This window comes from Micromonospora sp. CA-246542 (assembly GCF_050942905.1).
In the GTDB taxonomy this organism is placed as follows: Bacteria; Actinomycetota; Actinomycetes; order Mycobacteriales; family Micromonosporaceae; genus Micromonospora.
This window is the reverse complement of record NZ_CP192040.1, coordinates 6,711,611-6,734,016: the sequence shown is the minus strand read 5'-3', so window position 1 is coordinate 6,734,016 and position 22,406 is coordinate 6,711,611. Positions and strand designations below refer to the sequence as shown.

Below are 22,406 nucleotides of genomic sequence, written 5' to 3'. Positions count from 1 at the left end.
CTCAGGTCGCGTCGGGCTGCCGCTCGACCTCCGGCGCGACGCCGTCACGGGTCGGCCGCACCGGCCGGAGGCCCGTGTGCGCCCGCCAACTGGTGAACGCGGCGGTGGTCGCCGCGACCACCGCCACCCCGAGCAGCCAACCGCCGAGCACGTCGCTGGCGAAGTGCACGCCGAGCACCACCCTGCTCAGCCCGGTCACCAGCGTGACCAGCAACGCGGCGACCCAGAGCGCGACCTGCGCGGCCCCGCGCCGGACGTACGGCAGAAACACCAGCAGCAGCACGCCGGCGGCCAGGGTGGCGTTCAGCGCGTGCCCGGAGGGGAACGAGTAGCCGGCGGCCCGCGCCACCGGGTCGAGCAGTTCCGGTCGGTCCCGGCCGACGAGCAGCTTGAGCAGCGGCCCCATCAATCCGCCGACGACCATGGTGGTGGTCGCCCAGAGGGCCAACCGGCGGGCCTGTCGGCGCACCAGCCAGATCACCACCAGCAGCACGACGACCCGCAGCGGCATCGGCGCGAACACCTCGCTCCACACCCGCATCAGCACGACCCAGGCCGGATGGTCCACCGCGTGCTCGTGCAGCGCGTCGGTGACCGTCGAGTCCAGCCGGTGCAGCGGCGCCCACGCTCCGAGCACCAGCAGCGCCAGCAGGGCGAACGGCACCAGCACCAGGAACGCCGCCGTCGCCGCCAGGGTCAGCCGCAACCCCAACGAGTGGTCCGGGTCGAGGCGACGCCGCCCCCAGGACGGGCGTCGGTCGGTGGCGAGGGTACGGGTGGCGGGCGTACTCATGCGGTCGGTTCTACCCCACCCGCCGGGCAATCAGGCCTGCCCGGTGCGTCGTTCAGCGAGCGCGCTGGCGGAACCGGCGCACCATCAGCGCCGCGCCGGTGACCAGAGCGGCGAAGAGCACGGCGCCGGTCCACAGTCGCTCCGGCGCGGATTCGGCCGGCACGCCCGCCGGTCGTGCCGTCCACCCCGTCTGCTGCCGGGGAGCGGTGAAACCGAGCGGGTCGCTGCCGGCGCCGCTCACCGGGTCGTCGTCGCCCGAGCCGGGCGCCGGCCCGAAGCCGACCACGCCGGGCGAGGTCTGATCGTCCAACGGGTTGGCGGCGACGCGCGGGACATCCGCCGTCAGCGCGGCCACCGGGTCGACCACCCCGTACCCGAACCGGTCGTCCCGGCCGGTCGGGCCGATGTCCCGGGCGGTGACCACGAGCCGGTTGACCACCTGGCCGGCGGGCATGTCCGGGTAGCGGGACCGGACCAGCGCGGCGGTGGCGGCCACCAGCGGCGCGGCGAAGCTGGTGCCCTGCACCCGCCAGTACCCGTCGGTCGGGCGGGCGCCGACCAGGCCGGTGGCCGGAGCGGTGAGCACCGTCGCCCGACCGGTGATCGACCCGGACCACAGGTTGTCGCTGTTGCGCTCCAACCCGGCGACCGCGATGACGCCCGGCTCGCGAGACGGGTACCAGGGCTTGGAGTCGGTCGACGTGGCCAGGTTGCCGGTGCAGGCCACCACCACCACGTCGCGGGCGAACGCGTAGTCCAGAGCCGCGGCCAGGGCCGGGCTGTCGCCACTGCCGCCCAGCGACAGGTTGATCACCCGGGCGCCGTGGTCGACCGCCCACCGGACGCCCTTGGCGACGATCAGCGCGTCGTCGTACTTGTTGCGTTCGTCCAGCACGCGTACCGGAAGGATCCGGGCCTCCGGTGCCAGGCCGACCACACCCCGCTTGTCGTCGTTGCGCCCGGCGATCAGGCCGGCGACCGTGGTGCCGTGGCCCACCGGATCCGGACCGGCGCCGCCGGCCGGTCCGACCAGGTCGAGCCCGGGCAGCACCTGACCGGCCAGGTCGGGATGGTTCGCGTCCACGCCGGAGTCGACCACGGCGACGGTCACTCCCCGACCGGTCGAGGTGCGCCAGGCCGTGTCGGCCCTCAGCTCGTCGAGCTGCCACTGCTCGTCACGAACCTGGTCGGTGCGGGAGACGCTGTCACTGGGGGCGAACGCGGCCGGAGCGCCGGCGAGTTGCCCACCGCCGCTCGGCGCGGCGACGGGTGCGGCGCTCGGAACCGCGACAGCGGCCAGCGCCGCCATGCCGAGCAGCGCCCGGCCGGCCCGCCGGGCCACCGCCGGAGCGCTGTGCCGAACCCCAGTCACATCCACTGCCATTCATCCCGACGGAACCATGACGATCGGAGATTACCGGTTTCCCCACGCGTCACGGGGGGAACCGCGAAGACAGGTCACGGTGGCGGCAAATGTGCGAGTTGGACGAGGCGTACGCCCTCTCGCCGGGTGACCAACCGACCACGGCCCGGTGGCAGCGGCCCGGGGCGTACCGGCCCGACGAGCGCGCCCTCCTCCGGGCTGCCCGCCATCACCAGTCCGGCGGTGGAGAGTTCCCGCAGCCGCTGCACGATCGGCTCGTACTGGGCCCGGCCCGCGCCGCCGGACCGGCGGACCAGCACGAGGTGCAGGCCGACGTCGCGGGCGTGCGGCAGATGTTCCTCCAGCGCCCGCAACGGGTTCGCCGGCCCGGTCGCCACCAGGTCGTAGTCGTCGACCAGCACGAACAGTTCCGGCCCCGACCACCACGAGCGGTCGCGCAACTGCTGCGGCGTGACCTCCGGCCCGGGCGCCCGCCGCTGGAGGTAACCGGCGGCCGACTCGACCAGGTCCGCGGTGTGCGCGGCCGCGGTGCCGTAGCCGATGAGGTGCGGTGTCTCGATGGCGCCGAGCAGGCTGCGCCGGTAGTCCACCAGGATGACCCGGGCCTCCTCCGGCGTGAACCGGGTGGTGATCGACGTGGCCAGCGCCCGCAGGAACGACGACTTGCCGCACTCGGCGTCCCCGAAGACCACGAAGTGCGGCTCGGCCGCGAAGTCGAGCCGCACCGGCCGTAGGTCGGCCTCGGCGACACCGATCGGCAGCCGCAGCCCGGTGGTGGCGGTGAGATCCAGATCGGCGTACGGCAGCACCGGCGGGAGGAGTCGGACCGGAGGCGCGACCGGCCCGGGCCAGCTGTCGGTGATCCGCTCGACCAGCTCGGCGGTGCCCCCGTTCGGCCCGGCCAGTCGCGGGAGCGCGGTCAGGAAGTGCAGGCTCTGGGCCGTCACCCCCCGGCCGGGACGCTCCGGCACGTTCGCCGCGGCCCGCCGGGCGACCAGGGAGTCGGCCGGGTCGCCGAGGCGCAGCTCCAGCCGGGAGCCGAACAGGTCCCGGATCGCCGGGCGGAAGTCCAGCCAGCGCAGGGCAGTGGCGACCACGTGCAGCCCGTACGACAGACCACGGGTCGCCAGATCGGTGACCAGCGGTTCCAGGTCTTCGTACTCGCTGCGCAGGGTGCTCCAGCCGTCGACCACCAGGAAGACGTCGCCGTACGGGTCGGCGTCCGGCTGATCGGTCGTCGCCGTCGCGGCCCGACGTCGCCGGTACGTGGCCATCGACTCCACGCCCAACTCGGCGAAGCGGCGCTCCCGGTCGGCCAGGAGTGTGGTCAGCTCGCCGACGGTGCGTCGTACGGCGGTCGGGTCGGCGCGACCGGTCACCCCGCCCACGTGCGGCAGGCCGCGTAGCGCCGCGAGGCCGCCACCGCCGAAGTCGAGGCAGTAGACCTGCGCCTCGGCCGGGGTGTGGGTGAGCGCCAACGCGCAGATCAGCGTCCGTAGTGCCGTGGACTTGCCGCTCTGCGGAGCGCCGACCACCGCCACGTGCCCGGCCGCACCGTCCAGGGCCAGCCAGAGCAGGTCCCGGCGCTGCTCCAACGGCCGGTCCACGACGGCCACCGGCACGCCCAGCGCCCCCTGTAGCTCGGGATTCGCCACGGTCAACCCGCGCGCCGGGTCCACCTCGACCGTGCCGACCAACTCGTCCAGGGTCGGCGGGTCACCGAGCGGGGCGAGCCACACCTGGTGCGCGGGCGGGCCCTGCCCGACGAGCCGGTCGACCAGCAGGTCGAGCAGGGTTTCCCGGTCGGGCTCGTCCTCGGCCACCATGGGCAGGGCCGGTGTCGTCGGCGCGGGCAGCGGTACGGCGTGGGTGGTGAACGTGAGCAGGCGGGCTTCCTCGCCGGCTGTGCCGCCGGCCGTGGCCGCCCGGCGGCGCACGGCGCCGGAGACGTACGCGGCCCTGAACCGGGCCAGCGGATCGGTGCCGGCGCGCAGGTAACCGTGGCCCGGCGAGCGGGGCAGCTCGTGGGCGTCCGGCACGCCGAGCACCGTGCGGGACTCCAGCGCCGAGAAGGTGCGCAACCCGATCCGGTACGACAGGTGCGTGTCCAACCCGCGCAGCCGGCCCTCCTCCAGGCGCTGGCTGGCGAGCAGCAGGTGCACGCCGAGCGACCGACCCAGCCGACCGATCTGCACGAACAGGTCGATGAAGTCGGGCTTGGCGGAGAGCAGCTCGGAGAACTCGTCGCAGATCAGCAGCAGCGACGGCAGCGGGGCGAGCGGGCTGCCGGCCGTGCGGCTGCGCTCGTAGTCACGCATGCTCGCGAAGTTGCCGGCCCGGCGCAGCAGTTCCTGCCGGCGGACCAGCTCGCCGTTGATCGCGTCGACCATCCGGTCCACCAGGGGCAACGCGTCGGCCAGGTTGGTGATCACGGCGGCGGTGTGTGGCAGCCGGTCGAACGGCGCGAAGGTCGCACCGCCCTTGAAGTCGACCAGGACGAAGTTGAGCTGCTCGGAGCTGTGCGTCGCGGCCAGCCCCAGCACGAGTGTGCGGAGCAGCTCGGACTTGCCCGACCCGGTGGCCCCGATGAGCAGACCGTGCGGGCCCATCCCGTCCTGGGCGGACTCCTTGAGGTCCAGTTCGATGGCGCCACCGTCGACGCCCACCCCGATCGGCACCCGCAGCCGGTCCCGGGGCGAGCGCGGCGTCCAACCCTGCTCGGCGGTGAAGCTCTCCGGGTCGCCGAGGCCGAGCAGCTCCGGTAGGCCCAGCTCGATCTCCAGTGGGGCGTCCGGGCCGCGGGCCGTGCCGGCCAGCCGCAGTGGCGCCAGCCGTCGGGCGACGGCCTCGGCGTCGGCGAGGTCGAGGTGGTCGGCGCTGCCCACCTCGGCGTGCCCCTCGACCGACCACGAGTGCAGCCGCCGACCGCGCAGCTCGAGCAGCAGCGCGTACCGGTCGAGCAGGCGCGGCGGTGGCGTCTCCAGGTCGAGCACGGTGACCGCGTCGATGCCGCCGTCGCCGGTCAGGTCGGTGGCGCCGGTCAGGTCGCCGCCGTCGAGGACCACCACCACGTGCGGGCCGTCGGTGGCCGGACCGGCCGGGCTGAACCGGGAGCGGCTGGCCACCACGTCGGCGAGCAGCCGTTCCAGCTCCGCGCCCGACGAGGTCACCAGCCGGGCGGGTCCGAGCGCGTCCGTGCGTGCGGGGTGGTGCGCGTGCGGAAGCCACTTCACCCACTCCCAGGCGGCCCGGCGTTCGGGGCCGGCGCAGACCGCGATCAGCAGCTCGTCGGGCGCGTGGAAGACGGCCAGCTGGATCAGCACGGCCCGGGCCAGTGCCTGCGCGGCCGGGTCACCGGTGGGCGTGGGTGGCCCGCCGGTGGTCGGGCCGCTGCCGGCGGCGCTGCGCACGTGCACCCGGGCGAAGCTGCGCAGGGACAGGGCCACCGGCAGCTCCGGCACCACCGAGTACGCGTCCAGGAAGCGGCGCAGCGCGCCGGCCGTCATCGGCTCCAGTTCCTCGAGCGGCCGGGTGACCGGCGGCACCAGCGGGGTGGCCAGGGTCTGCGGCCCGACGGCGACACGAACCACGGCGAAGTCCGGGTCGCCGGGGCGGCGCTCCCAGACCCGGCGGCTGTCCACGGTCGACCACAGGCGGCCCGGGTCGGGGTGGCGGTAGTACAGGCTCGCGCGCTGCTGTCCGGCGGTCTGCCGGACCCGACGGCGCAGCGTCGCCAGGTGGCGCAGGTACTCGCGGCGGGCCGCCATCATCTCGGACTTCTTCGGGGTGCCCGAGGCGCTGCCCCACGTGGTCACCAACATCGCGAGCGACGAGAGCCCGAACATGCCGCCCACGACGTACGAGTACGCGCCGCCGCCCCGCCCGAACATCATCGCCATCGCCACCGTGCCGCCGAGCATGGGCAGGACCATCAGCGCCTGCTGCCACCGGCCGCCGGCCACGGCCGGGATCTCCGGCGGCGCCTCGACGGGCAGCTCGCCGACGGGGATCTCCGGCGCTGGCCGACGCGGTGGGCGCTTGATGACGACGGTGGACACTCGGCCTCCTGACTGCGCTGGGTAACCCGAGCCTGGCTCATGGTAGGTAAAGTCCTGTCGTCCCCGCAGCCTCCGATGCCGTTCGATATGGAGACCGGTCGATGACAACCGGACTGGCCCGCGTCACCATCAGCGCCCCCCAGCGGCGGGTGGACGTCGCCCTGCCGGAGCAGGTCCCCCTGGCCGAGCTGCTGCCCGACGTGCTCCGGCACGCCGGCGAGGGACTGGCCGACGACGGGGAACGGCACGGCGGCTGGGTGCTGCGCCGCACCGACGGGGCGCTGCTGGCGACCGCGCAGGCGCTGCTGCCGCAGGGCGTCCGCGACGGCGAGGTGCTGCACCTGGTGCCGGCCCGCGCCCACTGGCCCGAGCTGGAGTACGACGACGTCGTGGAGGCGATCGTCGACGGCGCCCGTCGACGTGGCGGAGCCTGGTCACCCGCCGCCACCCGGGTCGCCGGTCTGGCCGGTGCCGCCGTACCGCTCGCCGTCGGGCTGCTCGCCCTGCTCGCCAGCGGTCCGACGTCCACCAGCGGCTGGGTCGCGGCGGCCGTGGTGGCGCTGCTGCTCACCGTTGCGGGTACGGTCGCTAGCCGCGCCAACGGCGACGGTGCGGCCGGCGCGACGCTCGGCGGGTACGCGCTCCCGTACGCCTTCGTGGCCGGCGCCCTCGCGGTCGGCTCGGGTGACCCGGTCGGCCCGCTCGTACCGGTGCGCTGGGTCGGCGCGGCCGAACTGCTGGCCGGCTCGGTGGCGCTGCTGCTCGTGGCACTGGTCGGGCTGCTCGGGGTGGCGAGCCGGCAGCGGATCTTCGTGGCCGGCGTAACGGTCGGCCTGCTCGGTGCCGGCGCGGCTCTCGGCGCGCTGCCGCTGACCCCTGCCGGCACGGCGGCGGTGCTGCTCAGCGCACTGGTCTTCGCCATCGGGGCGATCCCGCTGCTGGCCATCCGGCTCGGCAAGCTGCCGCTGCCGCCGATCACCCTGCCGGCCACCCCGCCCGCCGTCGAGCCGGAGCGCCCCGGGGACCTACCGGACCTGGGCCGCGTGCAGGCGGCGGTCGCCCGCACCGAGGAGATGCTCACCGGGATGCTGCTCGGGCACGCGGTGCTGGCGGTCGGGGCCGCTGTCGTACTCGGGGTGGCTGGTGGGACGGCCGGCCCGGTGCTGGTGGCGGTGGTCTCGGCCGTGCTGCTGCTGCGGTCGCGGCTGTTCGTGGCGCTGCGGCACCGGGTGCCGACGGTGCTCGCCGGGCTCGCCGGCTACGCGGTGCTGGGCGCGGTGCTGGTCGACCGGGCCGACGACACCGGCCGCCTGGCGCTGGTCCTCGGCGGGGCGGCGCTGGGCCTGGTGACCGTGGCCGCCGGCACCGGGTACGCCCGGCGACCGGTCTCGCCGTACCTCGGGCGGGTCGCGGACCTCACCGACACGGCCCTGGTGGTCGCCGTGGTGCCGGTCGCCTGCGCGGTGCTCGACCTGTACGACAAGGCCCGGGGTCTGCTCGGGTGAGCAGCTCCCGGGCCCGGCCGGTCGTCGTACGTCAGTGGGTGGACTCGCCGCGCGCCTCGGCGTCGCGCGCCCGCTGGTAGGAGGCGCGGATCTCGGCCTCGGCCTCGGTGCGGCCGACCCAGGTCGCGCCCTCGACCGACTTGCCGGGCTCCAGGTCCTTGTACACCTCGAAGAAGTGCTGGATCTCCAGGCGGTCGAACTCGCCCAGGTGGTGGATGTCGCGCAGGTGCTCCTGGCGAGGGTCCTCGTAGGGAACGCAGAGGACCTTGTCGTCGCCGCCCTTTTCGTCGGTCATCCGGAACATGCCGATGGTCCGGCAGCGGATGAGGCAGCCCGGGAAGGTCGGCTCGGGGACCAGCACGAGCGCGTCCAGCGGGTCGCCGTCCTCGCCCAGCGTGTCCTCGATGAAGCCGTAGTCGGCCGGGTACTGGGTGGACGTGAACAGGGTGCGGTCCAGCCGGATCCGGCCGGTCTTGTGGTCCACCTCGTACTTGTTGCGGTGACCTTTCGGGATCTCAACCGTCACGTCGAAATCCATCTGCACGCTCCCTCGTCTGCCCACGCTGGCTAACGGAACCACTGGCGGCCCTCCGGACAGGTGAATGCCCACCCGTCGACTCCGGCCGCCGCATAGTCTTCGGACCGAAGTAGTGTCACCCAAGCCGATTTTCGTTGGGGGAGGAGGGGGTCGTGGGGAGGGAAGATTCACACTACCGTCCGGACGGGGGCGTCGCAGGCGGTACCGGACGATCCGGCTCCGGTGGGGCGACCGGAAGAGTCCCGGTGCCGGACGCGCACTTCCCCCGTACCCCCGAGGAGTCGGTTCCCGAGCGGCCACCGCCGCTGCCGTGGCGTCCGTCCGGCTCGGCCCCGGCGGGAGCGAACAACGGTCGCTTCCCGGTCCTCGGCCCGGACCGCCCCGCCGGCGGCGCGCACCCCCGGGTCGCGCGTCGGTCCGACCCGCCCCGAGCGGCCCCACCTGGGGTGGCCCGATGCCCGGCGAGCGGCCGACCGCCGGCGATCCGCGCGGCGTACCGCCGCTGGGTCCGCCGATCTCCGCGCTGCCCTCGACGGCCGACGTGGAACCGCCGGTGACGCCGCCGACCACGCCCCGCCGTCGCGGGCGACTGGTGACCGTGCTGGCCGTCGTGGTGCTGCTGGTGCTGGCCGGTGTGGGTGTCGTGGTGGCCCGTCCCGGCCCGGTCGCGGGCTGGCTGGGCGACGACGGGGGGTCCGAGTCGACCGCCGCCGGCCCCAGCCCCGAACCCGACCCGTCGGACGTGTTGAACGGACCCGACCCGAACGCTCCGCTGCCCAGCGCCGACGCGGTACGGGCCGCGCTCGACCCGTTGGTCGACGTACCCGCCCTGGGTGACCGGGTGAACGTCTCGGTGGCCGACGTGGCCACCGGCCAGACGCTCTACGGCAAGGGCGCGGACGACGGAACGGTGCCCGCCTCGGTGACCAAACTGGCGACGGCGGTGACCGTGCTGGCCGCCCGCGGCCCCGGATTCCGCATCCCGACCCGGGCGGTGGCCGGTGCCAAACCGGGCGAGGTGGTGATCGTCGGCGGCGGTGACCCCACGCTCGCGGTGAACAAGAAGGGCTACTACCCCGGCGCGGCACGCCTGGACGACCTGGCCGCGCAGGTGCGTACCGCCCTCGGCGGCACCGCCCCGACCAGCGTCACCGTCGACGGCACGATCTACTCCGGCCCGGTGTACGGCCCCGGCTGGGACGACGACATCCCGACCGGCGGGTACGGCGGCGCGGTGACCGCGCTGATGACCGACGGGGCGCGCAAGGACCCGGGCGCCGAGCGCGGAGGCGCCGAGCGGGTCCCCGAGCCCGACCTGGCCGCCGGCCGGTCGTTCGCCCGGCTGCTCGGCGTACCCACCAGCGCCGTCAAGCGGGGTACGGCTCCGGCTCTGGCGACCGCCGCCGGTGGCACCCCGCCAGCCGGTACGGAGTTGGGCGTGGTGCAGTCGCCACCGCTGATCCGGTTGGTCGACATCATGATCAGCGAGAGTGACAACCTGCTGGCCGAGGCGCTGGCCCGCCAGGTGGCCCTGGCGCGCAGCCAGAAGGCGTCGTTCGACGGCGGCGCCGCCGCGATGGACGCCGAGGTGGCGGAGCTGGGCCTGCCCGCCGAGGAGATCACCCTCTCCGACGGCAGTGGGCTGTCGCGTCGCAACCGGATCAGCCCGTCCCTGCTCACCGACCTGATCCGACTGGCCGCGAGTCCGGATCATCCGGAACTGGCCGGCGTCTTCGGCGGCCTGCCGGTGGGCGGCTGGTCCGGCACGCTGGGCGAGCGCTACCGGGGTGCCCCGGGGACCGCCGCCGGCGCCGGCGCCGTACGCGCGAAGACCGGCACCCTGACCGGGGTGCACGCCATCGCAGGCCTGGTCACCACCGCCGACGGCCGACTGCTCACCTTCGCGGTGCTCACCGACAAGGTGCCCGGCGGAACGGACACCGCCCAACCGGCGCTGGACCGCATCGCCTCCGCACTGGCCGGCTGCGGCTGCCGCTGACCGTCCGCGGGCCGGCTCCGGCTGCCGCTGACCAGCTCCGGGGCCCGGTCCGGGTCGGAACGCGGGGCCGCGACCGGCGTCGATCGCCGACGCGAGCCCGGGCCGGGGTGTCGCGACGCGGGTACGGTGGGTTCATGGCGCAGTTCGTGGACTGGGATCTGGCCGCCGCCACCGCGGGGGCGTTGAGCAAGTCGGGCCCCCGGGTGTCGTACACCGAGGCCACCGACGTGGTCGGCGACCTGCGTCGGCTGACCGACGAGGCCGCCGGGCACGTGGCCGACTACACCGGCCTGCGGGCGCAGGTGGCGCACCCGCCGGTGCGGGTGGTCGACCGGCGGGACTGGGCGGCCACCAACATCGCCGGGCTGCGTGAGGTGATCACCCCACTGGTCAGCCGGCTGTCCGGCGACAAGCAGCCCGGCGCGCTCACCGAGGCGATCGGGTCGCGGCTGACCGGGGTGCAGGCCGGCACGGTCCTGGCCTACCTGTCCGGCCGGGTCCTCGGGCAGTACGAGGTCTTCTCCGCCGACCCGGGCCAGCTGCTCCTGGTGGCGCCCAACATCGTCGAGGTGGAGCGCAAGCTCGAAGCCGACTCCCGGGACTTCCGGCTGTGGGTCTGCCTGCACGAGGTCACCCACCGCACCCAGTTCACCGCCGTGCCCTGGATGCGGGCCTACTTCCTCGGCGAGGTCCAGGCGTTCGTGGACGCCTCGTCCGCCGGCGGTGAACACCTCGTCGAGCGGCTGCGGCGCGGTGTCGCGACACTGTCCGAGGCGGTCCGCGACCCGGAGAGCCGGACGAGCGTGCTGGACATCGTGCAGACCCCGGCTCAGCGGGCCGTCCTCGACCGCCTCACCGCGCTGATGACCCTGCTGGAGGGGCACGCCGAGTTCGTGATGGACGGCGTCGGCCCGCAGGTGATCCCGAGCGTGGAGCGAATCCGGGCCTCGTTCAACCGTCGCCGCGAGGCGGGCAACCCGTTGGAGAAGGCGATCCGTCGGCTGCTCGGGGTGGACGTCAAGATGCGCCAGTACGCCGAGGGTCGCAAGTTCGTGCACGGCGTGGTCGAGCGCGTCGGCATGGACGGCTTCAACCAGATCTTCAACTCACCGCTCACCCTGCCCCGGCTGTCGGAGCTGGGCGACCCGGACGCCTGGGTGGCACGCGTGCACGGCCCGGCCGGCACCGTTCCGTCCGCCGGCTGACCGTCCGCCGGTGGCCGCGCTCGCCCCACCGGTGGCCGCGATCCGGGTGGCGGTCCGTCGCGCGCTGACCCACCTGCCGTCCGGCGGTCCGGTGCTGGTCGCCTGCTCCGGTGGGGCCGACTCGCTGGCCCTGGCGGCGGCGACCGTGTTCGTGGCGCCCCGGCTGGGTCTTCCCGCCGGCCTGGTGACCGTCGACCACGGCCTCCAGGACGGTTCGGCACGGCGCGCGGAGGCGGTGGCCGCCTGGGCCCGGGAGGCCGGGTTCGCGCCGGCCGTGGCGGTGCGGGTGGACGTGGCCGGCCGTCCCGGCGGGCCGGAGGCGGCGGCCCGCCAGGCCCGCTACGAGGCGTTGGCCGAGGCCGCACGGCAGCACGGGGCGGTCGCGGTGCTCACCGGCCACACGCGCGACGACCAGGCGGAGACGGTGCTGCTCGCGCTGGCTCGGGGCGCCGGCCCGCGCGGGCTGGCCGGGATGCCCGATCGGCGGGAGTTGGCCGGGGTGCCGCTGGTGCGTCCGCTGCTCCAGATCGGCCGGGAGCAGACCCGCGCCGCCTGTGCCGTCCTCGGGCTCAGCCCCTGGCAGGACCCGCACAACACCGACCCCTCGTACGCCCGCTCCCGGGTGCGGGCCGATGTGCTGCCGGCGTTGGTGCGGGCGCTCGGGCCGGGCGTGGTGGACAACCTGGCGCGTACCGCCCGGCTGGTGGCGGCGGACAACACCGCCCTCGACGAGATCGCGGCGAGGGCGCTGGTGACATCCCGGCATCCCGCCGGTGGGCTCGCGGTGGCGGAGTTGGCCGGCCTGACCGCCGCCGTACGCGGTCGGGTGCTGCACGCCTGGGCCCTCGAGTTGGGCGCGGTCGGGGGCGCGCTGTCGCACCGCCACGTCGGCGCGCTGGACGCCCTGGTCACCGACTGGCACGGTCAGGGTCCGACCGACCTGCCCGGGGGCATTCGCGTACTTCGCCGGGGCGACCGACTGGCGGTCCTCACCTCGGGCTGAGGGCCGCCGCGCCGTCGGTCCGGTCCCGGAACGTGGTCCGGTAGCTGTGCGGGGTGGCGCCGACCCGGCGACTGAAGTGGTGGCGCAGCGCCGCGGCGTCACCGAAACCGGCCTGATCGGCGACGGCCTCCACGCTCAGCGGCGTCTCCTCGAGCAGGCGTCGGGCGAGCAGCACCCGCTGGTTGGTGAGCCAGTCGTGCGGTGTGGTGCCGGTCTCCGCCCGGAACCGCCGGGCGAAGGTCCGGGGGGCCATGCCGGCGCGCGTGGCCAACTCCTCCACCGTGATCGTCCGGTCCAGGTGTCCCATCAGCCACTCCAGCACCGGTTCCAGGGTGGGCGCCTCGGGGGCCTTCGGGATCGGCGCCTCGACGTACTGCGACTGGCCGCCGTCGCGGTGCGGCGGAACCACCATCCGCCGGGCCAGCCGGGTCGCGGTGGCCGAGCCGTGCACCTGGCGGACCAGGTGCAGGCAGGCGTCGATACCGGCTGCGGTGCCGGCGCTGGTGAGCAGCCGACCGTCCTGGACGTACAGGGAGTTGCAGCGCACCCGGGCGCGGGGATGCCGGCGTTGCAGCTCGTCCACGTACCGCCAGTGGGTGGTGCACTCCCGGTCGTCGAGCAGTCCGGCCTCGCCGAGCAGGAAGGCACCGGAGCAGACGCTGATGAGGTGGGCCCCGCGCGCGTCGGCGCGGCGCAGCGCGTCGAGCACGCAGTCGGGTACGACGGTGCCCTGACCGTGTGCCGGAACGGCCACCAGGTCGGCCTCCTCGAGCGGGGCCAGGTCGGCGTTCGGCGTGAGGTGGAAGCCCGCCGAGGTGCGCACGGCAGCGCCGTCGGGACTGCACACGTCGAAGCGGTACGCGGGGAAGCCGTCGGCCGTCCGGTCGGTGCCGAAGACCTCCGCGAGCACCCCGAGCTCGAAGGGAGCGACCTGGTCCAGGGCAAGGACGGCGACGGATCGGAGCATGTGACGAGGGTAACCCGAAAGGTGGCAGTAAATCGATGACCAATGGCATTTCTGCCACTGTCCGGGCGCTGCGCATCGGCGCAGACTGGTCTCAGTCCGGTGCGCACCGGCGGCGAAACCGACAGCAATCACGCGAAAGTGAGCGCCGCCATGGAGTTCCTGTTCTTCCTCCTGTTCCTCGTCCTGCTCGTCGCCGCCTCGGCGGCGAACCTCACCGTGGACAGCCACGACTCGGCCGACTGGAAGCCCAGCGAGGACGGCCGCCGCTGGCGGTCCCGTACCAGCTGATGCCTTTAGTACCCTTTGCGGTGAAAATCCTGGGCGGGACCGTGCCGAAAGGTGCGGCCCCGCCGACGGAGGCCATCCGACGTACGGCAGGCTAGGAGTCATGGCTGACGGCTCCTGGTACGACGCCGACATCGACCACGTGATCATCTCCGAGGCGCAGATCCGCGAGAAGACAGCGGAACTGGCCAAGCAGGTCTCCGCCGACTACGCCCACGTGGGCGACGGACTGCTGCTGGTCTGCGTGCTCAAGGGCGCGGTGATGTTCATGGCGGACTTCGCCCGGGCTCTGGGCCGAAGCGGCCCGCCGGCCGAACTCGACTTCATGGCCATCTCCTCGTACGGCCAGGGCACGACCTCCTCCGGGGTGGTCCGCATCCTCAAGGACCTCGACCGTGACATCGCCGGTCGGCACGTCGTGGTCGTCGAGGACATCGTCGACTCCGGTCTGACGCTCTCCTGGCTGCTGCGCTACCTGGAGTCGCGCTCGGCGGCGAGCGTCGAGGTGGTCGCGCTCTTCCGTAAGCCGGAGGCGGTCAAGGTGCCGGTGCCGGTGAAGTACGTCGGCTTCGACATCCCCACCGAGTTCGTGGTCGGCTACGGCCTCGACTTCGGCGAGCGCTACCGGGAACTGCCCTACGTCGGGGTGCTCAAGCCCGAGGTCTACGCCCGCTCCTGAGCCGGGACGTCGGCCCGCCGCCGACCCGGGCGAGGACGATTCGTATCGGCGTTCATCAAGCCGACGTTCAGCGGGCTCTCAGCTCTTACGGTTACGGTGGACCCCGGTGGCGTGGAGGTAACTCCGCGTCCGACCCCTCGACCGCGTGACCGGGCGTTCGGGTGGCCGGGCCGGACTCCCCGTCACGCCGGTTCCTACCCGGACCCGATTCGATGGTGCGCGACCGCGGGGGTCATCGCTGGGATTGTGTACGACTGCGGGGCTCGCAAGCTCACTCCTCGCGTACACGGTGTACCGTCGAATGACCGCGGCGCGGCAGTTTCGGTGCCTCGGGGTCGAGGCCGGCCCGCACGGCGGCTCCGGCCGCCGCTCACCGCGGCGACACCATCAGACGGTCAGGACGTCGATCAGGAGGATGCGGGCGCTCCGGCGCTCGACAACAGTATGGAACGTACGCGTTTCTTCCGCCGACCGGTGGTCTGGATCATCCTGGTCATCCTCGGCGCCGTTGTGCTCAGTCAGCTGTTCACCGCTGGTCCCAGCTACCACCGCGTGGACACTTCCGTTGCGCTCGACCAGCTCCACACCGCCCAGATCAACAAGGTCATCTTCCAGGACAAGGAGCAGACGCTCCAGCTCGACCTGAAGAACAAGACCAAGTTCGGTGACACCACCACCGACCGGATCGAAGCCCAGTTCCCGTACCAGGTGGGCGACGAGATCTGGAACGAGGTGCTGGCGGCCAAGGCGGCCAACCGGGTCACCGGCCCGGCCGACGCCAAGGTCTCCTCGGACAGCATCTGGGTGAGCCTGCTGGTCAACCTGCTGCCGATCGCGCTGCTCGTGCTCCTGCTGCTGTTCTTCATGTCGCAGATGCAGGGCGGCGGCTCCCGGGTGCTCAACTTCGGCAAGTCCAAGGCGAAGATGATCACCAAGGACACCCCGAAGACGACCTTCGCGGACGTCGCGGGTGCCGAGGAGGCCGTCGAGGAGCTGCACGAGATCAAGGACTTCCTGCAGAACCCCGCGAAGTACCAGGCGCTCGGTGCCAAGATCCCGAAGGGTGTGCTGCTGTTCGGCCCGCCCGGAACGGGTAAGACGCTGCTGGCCCGCGCGGTCGCCGGCGAGGCCGGGGTGCCCTTCTACTCCATCTCCGGCTCGGACTTCGTCGAGATGTTCGTCGGTGTCGGCGCGAGTCGGGTCCGCGACCTGTTCGAGCAGGCCAAGACCAACGCTCCGGCGATCGTCTTCGTCGACGAGATCGACGCCGTCGGTCGGCACCGTGGCGCCGGCATGGGCGGCGGCCACGACGAGCGTGAGCAGACGCTCAACCAGCTGCTCGTCGAGATGGACGGCTTCGACACCAAGGGCGGCGTCATCCTGATCGCCGCCACCAACCGGCCGGACATCCTCGACCCGGCGCTGCTGCGCCCGGGCCGGTTCGACCGCCAGATCCCGGTGGACGCCCCCGACATGGAGGGCCGCAAGGCCATCCTGCGGGTGCACGCCAAGGGCAAGCCGTTCACGCCGGACGTCGACCTCGACTCGGTGGCCCGGCGTACCCCCGGCTTCAGTGGCGCCGACCTGGCCAACGTGATCAACGAGTCGGCCCTGCTCACCGCCCGCAAGGACCAGCGGGCGATCAACAACGACTCCCTGGAGGAGTCGATCGACCGGGTGATCGCCGGTCCGCAGCGACGGACCCGGGTGATGAGCGACCAGGAAAAGAAGATCACCGCGTACCACGAGGGTGGGCACGCGCTGGTCGCCTGGGCGCTGCCGCACGCCGCGCCGGTGCACAAGGTGACGATCCTGTCCCGTGGCCGCTCGCTGGGCCACACCCTGGTGCTGCCGACCGAGGACAAGTACACCCAGACCCGCGCCGAGATGATCGACACCCTGGCGTACGCGCTGGGCGGCCGGGCCGCCGAGGAACTGGTCTTCCACGAGCCGACCACCGGTGCCGGCAACGACATCGAGAAGGCCACCCAGCTGGCCCGCGCGATGATCACCCAGTACGGCATGAGCTCCAAGCTCGGCGCGATCAAGTACGGCACCAGCGGAGACGAGCCGTTCCTCGGCCGCAACATGGGCCACGAGCGGGACTACTCGGACTCGGTCGCCGCCGAGATCGACGGCGAGATGCGGGCCCTGATCGAGCTGGCGCACGACGAGGCGTGGGAGATCCTGGTCGAGTACCGGGACGTCCTGGACAACATCGTGCTCGAGCTGATGGAGAAGGAGACCCTCTCCACGGCCGACATGGCGCGGATCTGCTCCCGGGTGGTCAAGCGCCCGCCGCTCGCCCCGTACAACGGGTTCGGCAAGCGCCAGCCGTCCACCGAGCCGCCCGTGCTCACCCCTGCGGAGAAGGACAAGCTCAAGGCACAGGCCGAGGCCGACGGCGCGCAAGCGTCCGTCGGCGGCGGGTCGCCGTCCAGCAACAACTCGGACGGTACGCACTGAGCAACGACCCGACGGCCAGCTCCCCTCACCGGGAGCTGGCCGTTTCCGCGACCGAACCCGACGGGGACGACGAGCTGGACTACGTCGCCGCCCGGTTGATCAGCGGCAAGCTGACCGGCCGTCCCGTCGAGGACGCGGTCGACCTCGGCCGGATCGAGAGAGCCGTCCGCGAGATCCTGATCGCGGTCGGCGAGGACCCCGACCGGGACGGCCTCCAACAGACCCCCGCCCGGGTCGCCCGCGCGTACGCCGAACTCTTCGCCGGCCTGCGCGTCGACCCGGCACAGGTGCTCAGCACCACCTTCGAGGCCAACCACGAAGAGCTGGTGATCGTCCGCGACATCGACGTGATGAGCCTCTGCGAGCACCACCTGCTGCCGTTCCGCGGCAGCGCGCACATCGGCTACATCCCCGGCCCGGACGGGCGGATCACCGGCCTGTCCAAGCTGGCCCGCCTCGTCGAGGTGTTCGCCCGCCGACCTCAGGTGCAGGAGCGGCTCACCTCGCAGGTGGCCGACCTGCTGATGAGCAAGCTGGCCCCGCGCGGCGTCGTGGTCGTGCTGGAATGCGAGCACATGTGCATGGCGATGCGCGGCATCCAGAAGTCCGGGGCCAAGACCATCACCTCGGCGGTGCGCGGCATCCTGCAGACGGACTCGAAGTCGCGGGCCGAGGCGATGGCCCTGATCCTTCCCCGCTGACCCACCTCTTGATCTGGCCGTGCCCGCCCTCGGCGGGTCAGCCGGCCAGCAGGGCCAGCAGCAGGCCGGTCGTGACCAGGACCGCCGGCACCAGGCAGACAAGCACGCCGAAGCGCACCGTGCGATCCACCTGGTCGTCGGGGGCGGCACGGAACACCCGGCCGACACACACCCAGCCGACGACGAAGGCGACCGCCGGCATCGGCAGCCCGCCGACCAGGGCCATCACGCTGGCCGGGCCCGACCCGGTCGTCGCGTACACGATGATCTGGATCAGCGGCGCCAGCAGCGCCAGCGGCCCGTACACCAGGAGGTTGCGGGCCCGCGCGGGCCAGGAGGTCGGTCGGAGGCCGCGCCGCGCGGCCAACGCCGCGTCCGCCGCCTCGGCCCGACCCCGCGCGGTCCGCAGCGCGGCCAGGACGGCGGCCGGGCCGCCGGCCATCGACCGGGCGGCCTCCGTCAGCTCCGGTGGCGACGGCACCAGCGAGATCGCCGGTACGCCCCGCTCCCGCAACCGCTCCTGCTGGGTCGCCAGCCCGGCGCGCACCACCGTCAGCTCCTCCCGGGCGGCTTCCGCCGAGCGGGCCTGCTCACCGGCGGCGGTCGCCGCGCTGCGACGGACCGCATCGAGCTGACGGGCCGCCGCCAGGTACTCGGCCCAGGCGTCGACAGGTGCCGTGCCAGCGTCCGGACCGGCGGTCCGCTGCGGACCCGGACCGGTCACCGTCGCCGTCACGTCGGCACCTTCCGCACGCATCGCCGTCTCACCCCGCATCGCCCGGTCGACCCGTCTCGTCCACGCGCTCTGCCTGGTCCGCGCGGCCTGCCTGGTCCGCGTGGCCTGCCTGGTCCGCGTGGCCTGCCTGGTCCGCGCGGCCTGCCTGGTCCGTGTGGCCTGTCTGGTCCGTGCGGCCGGTCTGGTCCGCGAACGGCACCAGGATCGTGCCCAGCTCGTCGGGACCATCCCACAGCGCCGCCCGGTCCGGGCGCGCCCGCCACTGGACCGGCCGGCCGAACACGGCGGCGAGCTGCGCGGCCGGCACGTCCAGCGCCACGACGGCGGCCAGTTTGTCGACCTCGCCGTCCGGCTCCAGCAGCGCGGCGAACGGCGGCACCGCCCGCCACCAACCCAGCAGGTGCCGGCCCGCCGGTGGCCCGTCCCGCAGCAGCGCCCGCAACCGATCCGCAGGGAGATCCCGGGGCCCGGGCCGATCCAACCCGAAGACCACCAGGTACGTCGGCAGCTCGTCGTCGGCGTCCGCCAACAGCGTCGGCAGGTCCACCAGTCGGGCCGGATGACGGGCGGCCAGCTCGGCCGTCAACGCTTCCGCCAGCGGGCGAGCCCCCTGGTCGGGCGCGGCCACCACGAACCGGGCGGTGCCCGCCGCATGGTGGCTCGCGGTGCTCCGGGCCGCCGTCGCCAGCAGGCCACCCGCCGCCGCGCCCGAGCCCAGCACCGCGAGGTTACGTCCAGGAGCGGGCCCCAACGGTACGGCGACCGTCGTACGGGCCACGTCCACCGCCCGGCCCAGCAGGGCCGCCGGGCAACCTGCCTGCCCGGCCAGGGCCGCCCGGTGACGCGGATCGTTGCCCAGCAGCGGACGGGCGTACCCGGCGAACACCACCGGCGGCACCGCATCCGACGGTCGGGCCGCCCACAGCTCGTGTCGCAGCCGCTCGACCACCGCCGGATCGTCGAGCGGATCGGGGTGGCGGACCAACCGCTCGTGACCACGGATGGCGCCACGTGGGCCGCCCAACCCACCGGCGGTGTTCACCACCGCGCTGCCCACCGGCAGACCGGCGGCCGAATCGTTCGTCGGCTCCAACACCGGGCCGCCGCCCGGCAACGCCACCCGTACCGGAAACTGCCCGAGCACCGAATCCCGGTGCCCGGCGTCCGTGCGGGCACTCAACCCCAGCTCACCCGCACCGGCCAGCACCAGGTGCACGCCGTACGCCCGACCGGACCGGGCCAGCGCGTCCACCTGTGCGGCCAGCTCGGTGGCCAGCCGATCCCGCTCGGCGAAGAGCAGCGGCACATTGTCCACCACACAGACGATGCGAGGCAGCGGGCGGTGCTGGCGCAGCTCCGCGAAGCGCTGCCCGCCGGCCCGCTCCGCCGCCTCCGCGCGGTGCCGTACCTCGGCCGTCAACTGGTCGAACAGGTCCCGGACGTACTCCCGGTCGGCCGCCATGGCCGCCGCCCGCACGTGCGGGACCCAGGAGCGGTCCCGCTCGGTCTGCAGAAACTCCACGAACGACTCGCCGTCGCCGAGATCCGCCAGGTAGAGCGCCAGATCGTCCGGGCCGTACCGGGCGACCAGCCCCAGCAGGGCGGTGGTCAGGAACGCGGCACGACCCGCACCGGACCGGCCACTCACCAGCCAGTGCGGCGTCAGCTCCGTGAAGCCCAGCGGCACCGGCCGACCACCCGCGTCCCCCACCATCGTGGTGAGGCTGTCCGAGGAATCCGCCGCCCACAGGCTGTCGCCCGTCTCCGGCAACAGATCCGCCAACGCCAACCGGGAGCCCGCCTCCACCTGGGCGGCGAGCCGTCGACAGACCGCGTCGACGAGATCCGCCGGTGGGTCCGTCTCCACGAAGACCGGTGAGTTCATCCCACCCGGCGCCTCGGCCCCCGGGCTCGCGAACGATGCGCCCGGCGGGTCTCCGAGCAGCGCGTACGCGTTGCGCAACACCAGCGAGGTGGCCCGGGGCAACGGATCCCGGGACGCGTACGGGCCGGACGGCGGCCACCCCGCCACCACCAGGTGCAGCCCCGCCGCCGGTCCCTGCTCGGCCAGCGTCTCGATCCGCGCCAGGTCGGTCGGGCCGGTCAATTCCGGCAGCGCGGCGACCACCAGCAGCAGCGTACGGTCGTGACGACGCCGTCCGCTCGCCCCCGGCGTCACCCACTGCTCCGCCTCCGTCAACACCGCGCGCAGACCCGCCACGTCCACCGCCGGCGGGGGCAGCAGCCCGGCGTCGGCCAGCGCGCCGAACGGCGTCAGCACGGCGCCTGTGGCATCCACCGCGCGTACCAGCAGCGCGCCCGCGGGCGCGGCCCCCAGCAGCCGCAGCACAACGGCCCGCAGCAGCCCCGCCACCCGCGGCTCCCGCCCGTCGGCATCCACGCTCAGATGGCCCGTGCCGACCAGCGGCACCAGAGCGGGGAACCGGGCGTCGTCCAGGGGCGCCGCCGTGCCGACCCGTACGAACGCTGGTGGGCCGTCACCCGCCGGAGACCCCACGTCGAGTGAATCCAGAGCGGCCCCCGACCAGCCCGGGGCCAGCCGCGCGGCAACCAGCTGAAGCCGCTCGGCCAACTCGTACTGGCGACGCTGATCGGCAGGGGCCGGGCGCACCTCGTCGAGGATCCCGGCGGCGGCGGTGACGACAGCGGCAGCCCGGCGGTGCAACGCCGCGGCGCGGTTCGTGCGTGCTTTCGGACCGGCCACCGTGTCCACCCCCTCACCCGAGGTCGGCAACCCCTCCCCGAGCAGTGACGGTATCCCAGCCAGAGCCCCACCTCCGGGAGGTACTGCGGCGGTGCGCCGGTGTTGTCGCGGATGTCACCGGTGGGGAGTGGTCCGTCACGATCCGCTGGATCTGAGGCATTGGCTCCGGGCCGTCCAGCCGTTAACGTCAGGAGGTGGAATCAGTGCAGCCCCCCGCCGGTTCCCAGGTCTCCCGCGTACCGGCCCAGCGGACTCCGTCCGAACAGCTGCCGCCGGCCCCGCCAACGCCGGCTCCACAGCCACGACGCCGCCGGCTGCGCACCGTGCTCATCGTTGTCGGTGGTGTGCTCGCGCTGCTCCTGCTCGGTGGGGTGGTGACAGGTTTCGTGCTGTACAACCGCGCCGCTGCTCCGGACCGCAGCGCCCCCGACGTTGTCGTCGTCAACTATCTGCAGGCAGCGCTTGTGTCTCGCGACCCCAACAGAGCCAAGCTATTTACTTGCGATGGGTCGGTCCCGGCGCTGGATGAGTTCAATGCGCAAGCAGTCCGACGTGAGCAAGAACTTGGCGTTTCATTCTCGATCAACATCGAAGGTATTAGCGTCGCGAAGACTAATTCGAGTAATGCCTCGGTCATCGCTGTAATCCGCCGTAGTGCATCGATCGATGGGATTCAACAAAGTCTGGCTGACACTTGGCGGTTCGATGTCCAGGACAGAGACGGCTGGCGTGTATGTACTGGTGCGAGGGTCGGCTAGATTTCACTCGATCCACAGCAGATGGACCGGTACCTCCAGCGTGGTGGGTGACTGGCCGCGCCAGGCCCAGCGGTACCACTCCACCTCGGGCGCGATCCGCACGCAGATGTCGCCCTCGGCTCCCGAGTAAGTCTCGGTCACCGCTCTCATGTCCCGGTGTTCGCGACCGTCCTCGACGTGCACAACCCGGCGTCCGGTGACCGCGTCCGCCTCGAATACGGGGGTGGGAGCGCGGTGGGAAGGGCCGTCGAGCGAGACCAACCGGATGCCGTTGTCCCGTACGCCCTCCGTTGTGGGCCGTTCACCGACCGTCTCCACCCACACCCGCTCCACCGGCACCAGCGGCGCGAACACCTCGACCTGGTCGGCCTCGGCCCGGTACCACTCGTGTTCGGGGATGACCGGCACGTAGGTGCGGGCGCCCTGCACGACCCGGTCGTCCGCGCGCAGGTCTCCACGCCAGCCCAGCCCGGGCAGACCCACGAGCACCCGCTGCCCGCGCAGCTCCACGCGCCCAGTGGCGGGCACGATGGTCAGGGGGCGGGGTGGCCGGGGCGCCCAGTCGGGTTGGTCGGCGAACGGGTCCGGCAGGGGTCCGGTCATG

At 73.4% G+C, this 22,406-nt stretch carries 16 protein-coding genes and 1 pseudogene; 9 read left to right on the top strand and 8 right to left on the bottom strand.

Translation table 11 applies throughout. The features are described from left to right. Position 1: 1 nt before the first annotated feature. The 3 genes from ACQP0N_RS31355 to eccCa form a co-directional block, all read right to left on the bottom strand. Positions 2-793, bottom strand: a complete 792-nt coding sequence (locus tag ACQP0N_RS31355) for a phosphatase PAP2 family protein (protein ID WP_357392925.1) — start codon at positions 791-793, stop codon at positions 2-4. A gap of 52 nt (positions 794-845) precedes the next feature. Beyond that, positions 846-2,177, bottom strand: a complete 1,332-nt coding sequence (mycP, locus tag ACQP0N_RS31350) for a type VII secretion-associated serine protease mycosin (protein WP_433116139.1) — start codon at positions 2,175-2,177, stop codon at positions 846-848. 74 nt (positions 2,178-2,251) lie between these two features. Beyond that, positions 2,252-6,235: a type VII secretion protein EccCa gene (gene eccCa / locus ACQP0N_RS31345; RefSeq protein ID WP_433116137.1), complete on the bottom strand. Its 3,984-nt coding sequence runs from the start codon at positions 6,233-6,235 to the stop codon at positions 2,252-2,254. 101 nt (positions 6,236-6,336) lie between these two features. On the opposite strand from eccCa, the gene eccD reads away from it, so the two are divergent. Further along, positions 6,337-7,740 (top strand): type VII secretion integral membrane protein EccD, encoded by a 1,404-nt coding sequence (gene eccD, locus ACQP0N_RS31340; RefSeq protein WP_433116135.1) that lies wholly within the window; start codon positions 6,337-6,339, stop codon positions 7,738-7,740. Between the two features lie 31 nt (positions 7,741-7,771). Here the strand turns inward: eccD and ACQP0N_RS31335 are convergent, their stop codons facing one another. After that, positions 7,772-8,278 carry an inorganic diphosphatase gene (locus ACQP0N_RS31335; RefSeq protein WP_355052506.1) on the bottom strand — a complete coding sequence of 169 codons (507 nt, stop codon included), beginning with the start codon at positions 8,276-8,278 and terminating at the stop codon, positions 7,772-7,774. 454 nt (positions 8,279-8,732) lie between these two features. On the opposite strand from ACQP0N_RS31335, the gene dacB reads away from it, so the two are divergent. The 3 genes from dacB to tilS all read left to right on the top strand — a co-directional run bounded on the left by dacB (position 8,733) and on the right by tilS (position 12,485). Beyond that, the gene (gene dacB, locus ACQP0N_RS31330) at positions 8,733-10,277 is read left to right on the top strand and encodes a D-alanyl-D-alanine carboxypeptidase/D-alanyl-D-alanine endopeptidase (RefSeq protein ID WP_433116133.1); all 1,545 of its coding nucleotides are present in this window, start codon (positions 8,733-8,735) and stop codon (positions 10,275-10,277) included. Between the two features lie 134 nt (positions 10,278-10,411). After that, positions 10,412-11,482, top strand: a complete 1,071-nt coding sequence (locus ACQP0N_RS31325; RefSeq protein ID WP_355052505.1) for a zinc-dependent metalloprotease — start codon at positions 10,412-10,414, stop codon at positions 11,480-11,482. A 10-nt stretch (positions 11,483-11,492) separates the two neighbouring features. Further along, positions 11,493-12,485 carry a tRNA lysidine(34) synthetase TilS gene (gene tilS / locus ACQP0N_RS31320; RefSeq protein WP_433116131.1) on the top strand — a complete coding sequence of 331 codons (993 nt, stop codon included), beginning with the start codon at positions 11,493-11,495 and terminating at the stop codon, positions 12,483-12,485. On the opposite strand, the gene ACQP0N_RS31315 is transcribed toward tilS, so the two are convergent. Next, a complete protein-coding gene (locus ACQP0N_RS31315; RefSeq protein WP_433116129.1) occupies positions 12,472-13,452 on the bottom strand; it encodes a GlxA family transcriptional regulator in 981 nt (326 codons plus the stop codon). The genes tilS and ACQP0N_RS31315 overlap by 14 nt on opposite strands. A 138-nt stretch (positions 13,453-13,590) precedes the next feature. Between ACQP0N_RS31315 and ACQP0N_RS31310 the strand changes: the two genes are divergently transcribed. From ACQP0N_RS31310 to folE, 4 genes are all read left to right on the top strand, one after another. Continuing rightward, the gene (locus ACQP0N_RS31310) at positions 13,591-13,740 is read left to right on the top strand and encodes a hypothetical protein (protein ID WP_355052605.1); all 150 of its coding nucleotides are present in this window, start codon (positions 13,591-13,593) and stop codon (positions 13,738-13,740) included. 100 nt (positions 13,741-13,840) lie between these two features. After that, the gene (gene hpt / locus ACQP0N_RS31305; protein WP_355052502.1) at positions 13,841-14,416 is read left to right on the top strand and encodes a hypoxanthine phosphoribosyltransferase; all 576 of its coding nucleotides are present in this window, start codon (positions 13,841-13,843) and stop codon (positions 14,414-14,416) included. Positions 14,417-14,860: 444 nt separating this feature from the next. Continuing rightward, entirely contained in the window at positions 14,861-16,882 is a 2,022-nt protein-coding gene (gene ftsH / locus ACQP0N_RS31300) for an ATP-dependent zinc metalloprotease FtsH (RefSeq protein WP_355052501.1), read from the top strand. Between the two features lie 35 nt (positions 16,883-16,917). Further along, positions 16,918-17,583, top strand: a complete 666-nt coding sequence (folE, locus tag ACQP0N_RS31295) for a GTP cyclohydrolase I FolE (RefSeq protein ID WP_355052593.1) — start codon at positions 16,918-16,920, stop codon at positions 17,581-17,583. A 37-nt stretch (positions 17,584-17,620) separates the two neighbouring features. Here the strand turns inward: folE and ACQP0N_RS31290 are convergent, their stop codons facing one another. Together ACQP0N_RS31290 and ACQP0N_RS31285 are read right to left on the bottom strand one after the other, a co-directional pair. Then, complete coding sequence (locus tag ACQP0N_RS31290; RefSeq protein WP_433116126.1) at positions 17,621-18,319, bottom strand: hypothetical protein; 699 nt, start codon at positions 18,317-18,319, stop codon at positions 17,621-17,623. Positions 18,320-18,506: 187 nt separating this feature from the next. Next, positions 18,507-21,053, bottom strand: a pseudogene (locus ACQP0N_RS31285) (FtsK/SpoIIIE domain-containing protein); the annotation flags it as partial. A 194-nt stretch (positions 21,054-21,247) separates the two neighbouring features. Between ACQP0N_RS31285 and ACQP0N_RS31280 the strand changes: the two are divergent. Further along, positions 21,248-21,802, top strand: coding sequence for an Rv0361 family membrane protein (locus tag ACQP0N_RS31280; protein WP_433121888.1), 555 nt, complete (start codon positions 21,248-21,250; stop codon positions 21,800-21,802). 3 nt (positions 21,803-21,805) lie between these two features. Here the strand turns inward: ACQP0N_RS31280 and ACQP0N_RS31275 are convergent, their stop codons facing one another. Continuing rightward, entirely contained in the window at positions 21,806-22,405 is a 600-nt protein-coding gene (locus ACQP0N_RS31275; RefSeq protein WP_433116124.1) for a hypothetical protein, read from the bottom strand. Position 22,406 lies beyond the last annotated feature (1 nt).

Coding starts and splice junctions, on each gene's coding strand:
- dacB (WP_433116133.1), top strand. CDS start 8,733: ATGCCCGGCGAGCGGCCGACCGCCGGCGATCCGCGCGGCGTACCGCCG.
- mycP (WP_433116139.1), bottom strand. CDS start 2,177: ATGGCAGTGGATGTGACTGGGGTTCGGCACAGCGCTCCGGCGGTGGCC.
- ACQP0N_RS31315 (WP_433116129.1), bottom strand. CDS start 13,452: ATGCTCCGATCCGTCGCCGTCCTTGCCCTGGACCAGGTCGCTCCCTTC.
- ACQP0N_RS31335 (WP_355052506.1), bottom strand. CDS start 8,278: ATGGATTTCGACGTGACGGTTGAGATCCCGAAAGGTCACCGCAACAAG.
- hpt (WP_355052502.1), top strand. CDS start 13,841: ATGGCTGACGGCTCCTGGTACGACGCCGACATCGACCACGTGATCATC.
- eccD (WP_433116135.1), top strand. CDS start 6,337: ATGACAACCGGACTGGCCCGCGTCACCATCAGCGCCCCCCAGCGGCGG.
- ACQP0N_RS31325 (WP_355052505.1), top strand. CDS start 10,412: ATGGCGCAGTTCGTGGACTGGGATCTGGCCGCCGCCACCGCGGGGGCG.
- ACQP0N_RS31355 (WP_357392925.1), bottom strand. CDS start 793: ATGAGTACGCCCGCCACCCGTACCCTCGCCACCGACCGACGCCCGTCC.
- ftsH (WP_355052501.1), top strand. CDS start 14,861: ATGGAACGTACGCGTTTCTTCCGCCGACCGGTGGTCTGGATCATCCTG.
- ACQP0N_RS31275 (WP_433116124.1), bottom strand. CDS start 22,405: ATGACCGGACCCCTGCCGGACCCGTTCGCCGACCAACCCGACTGGGCG.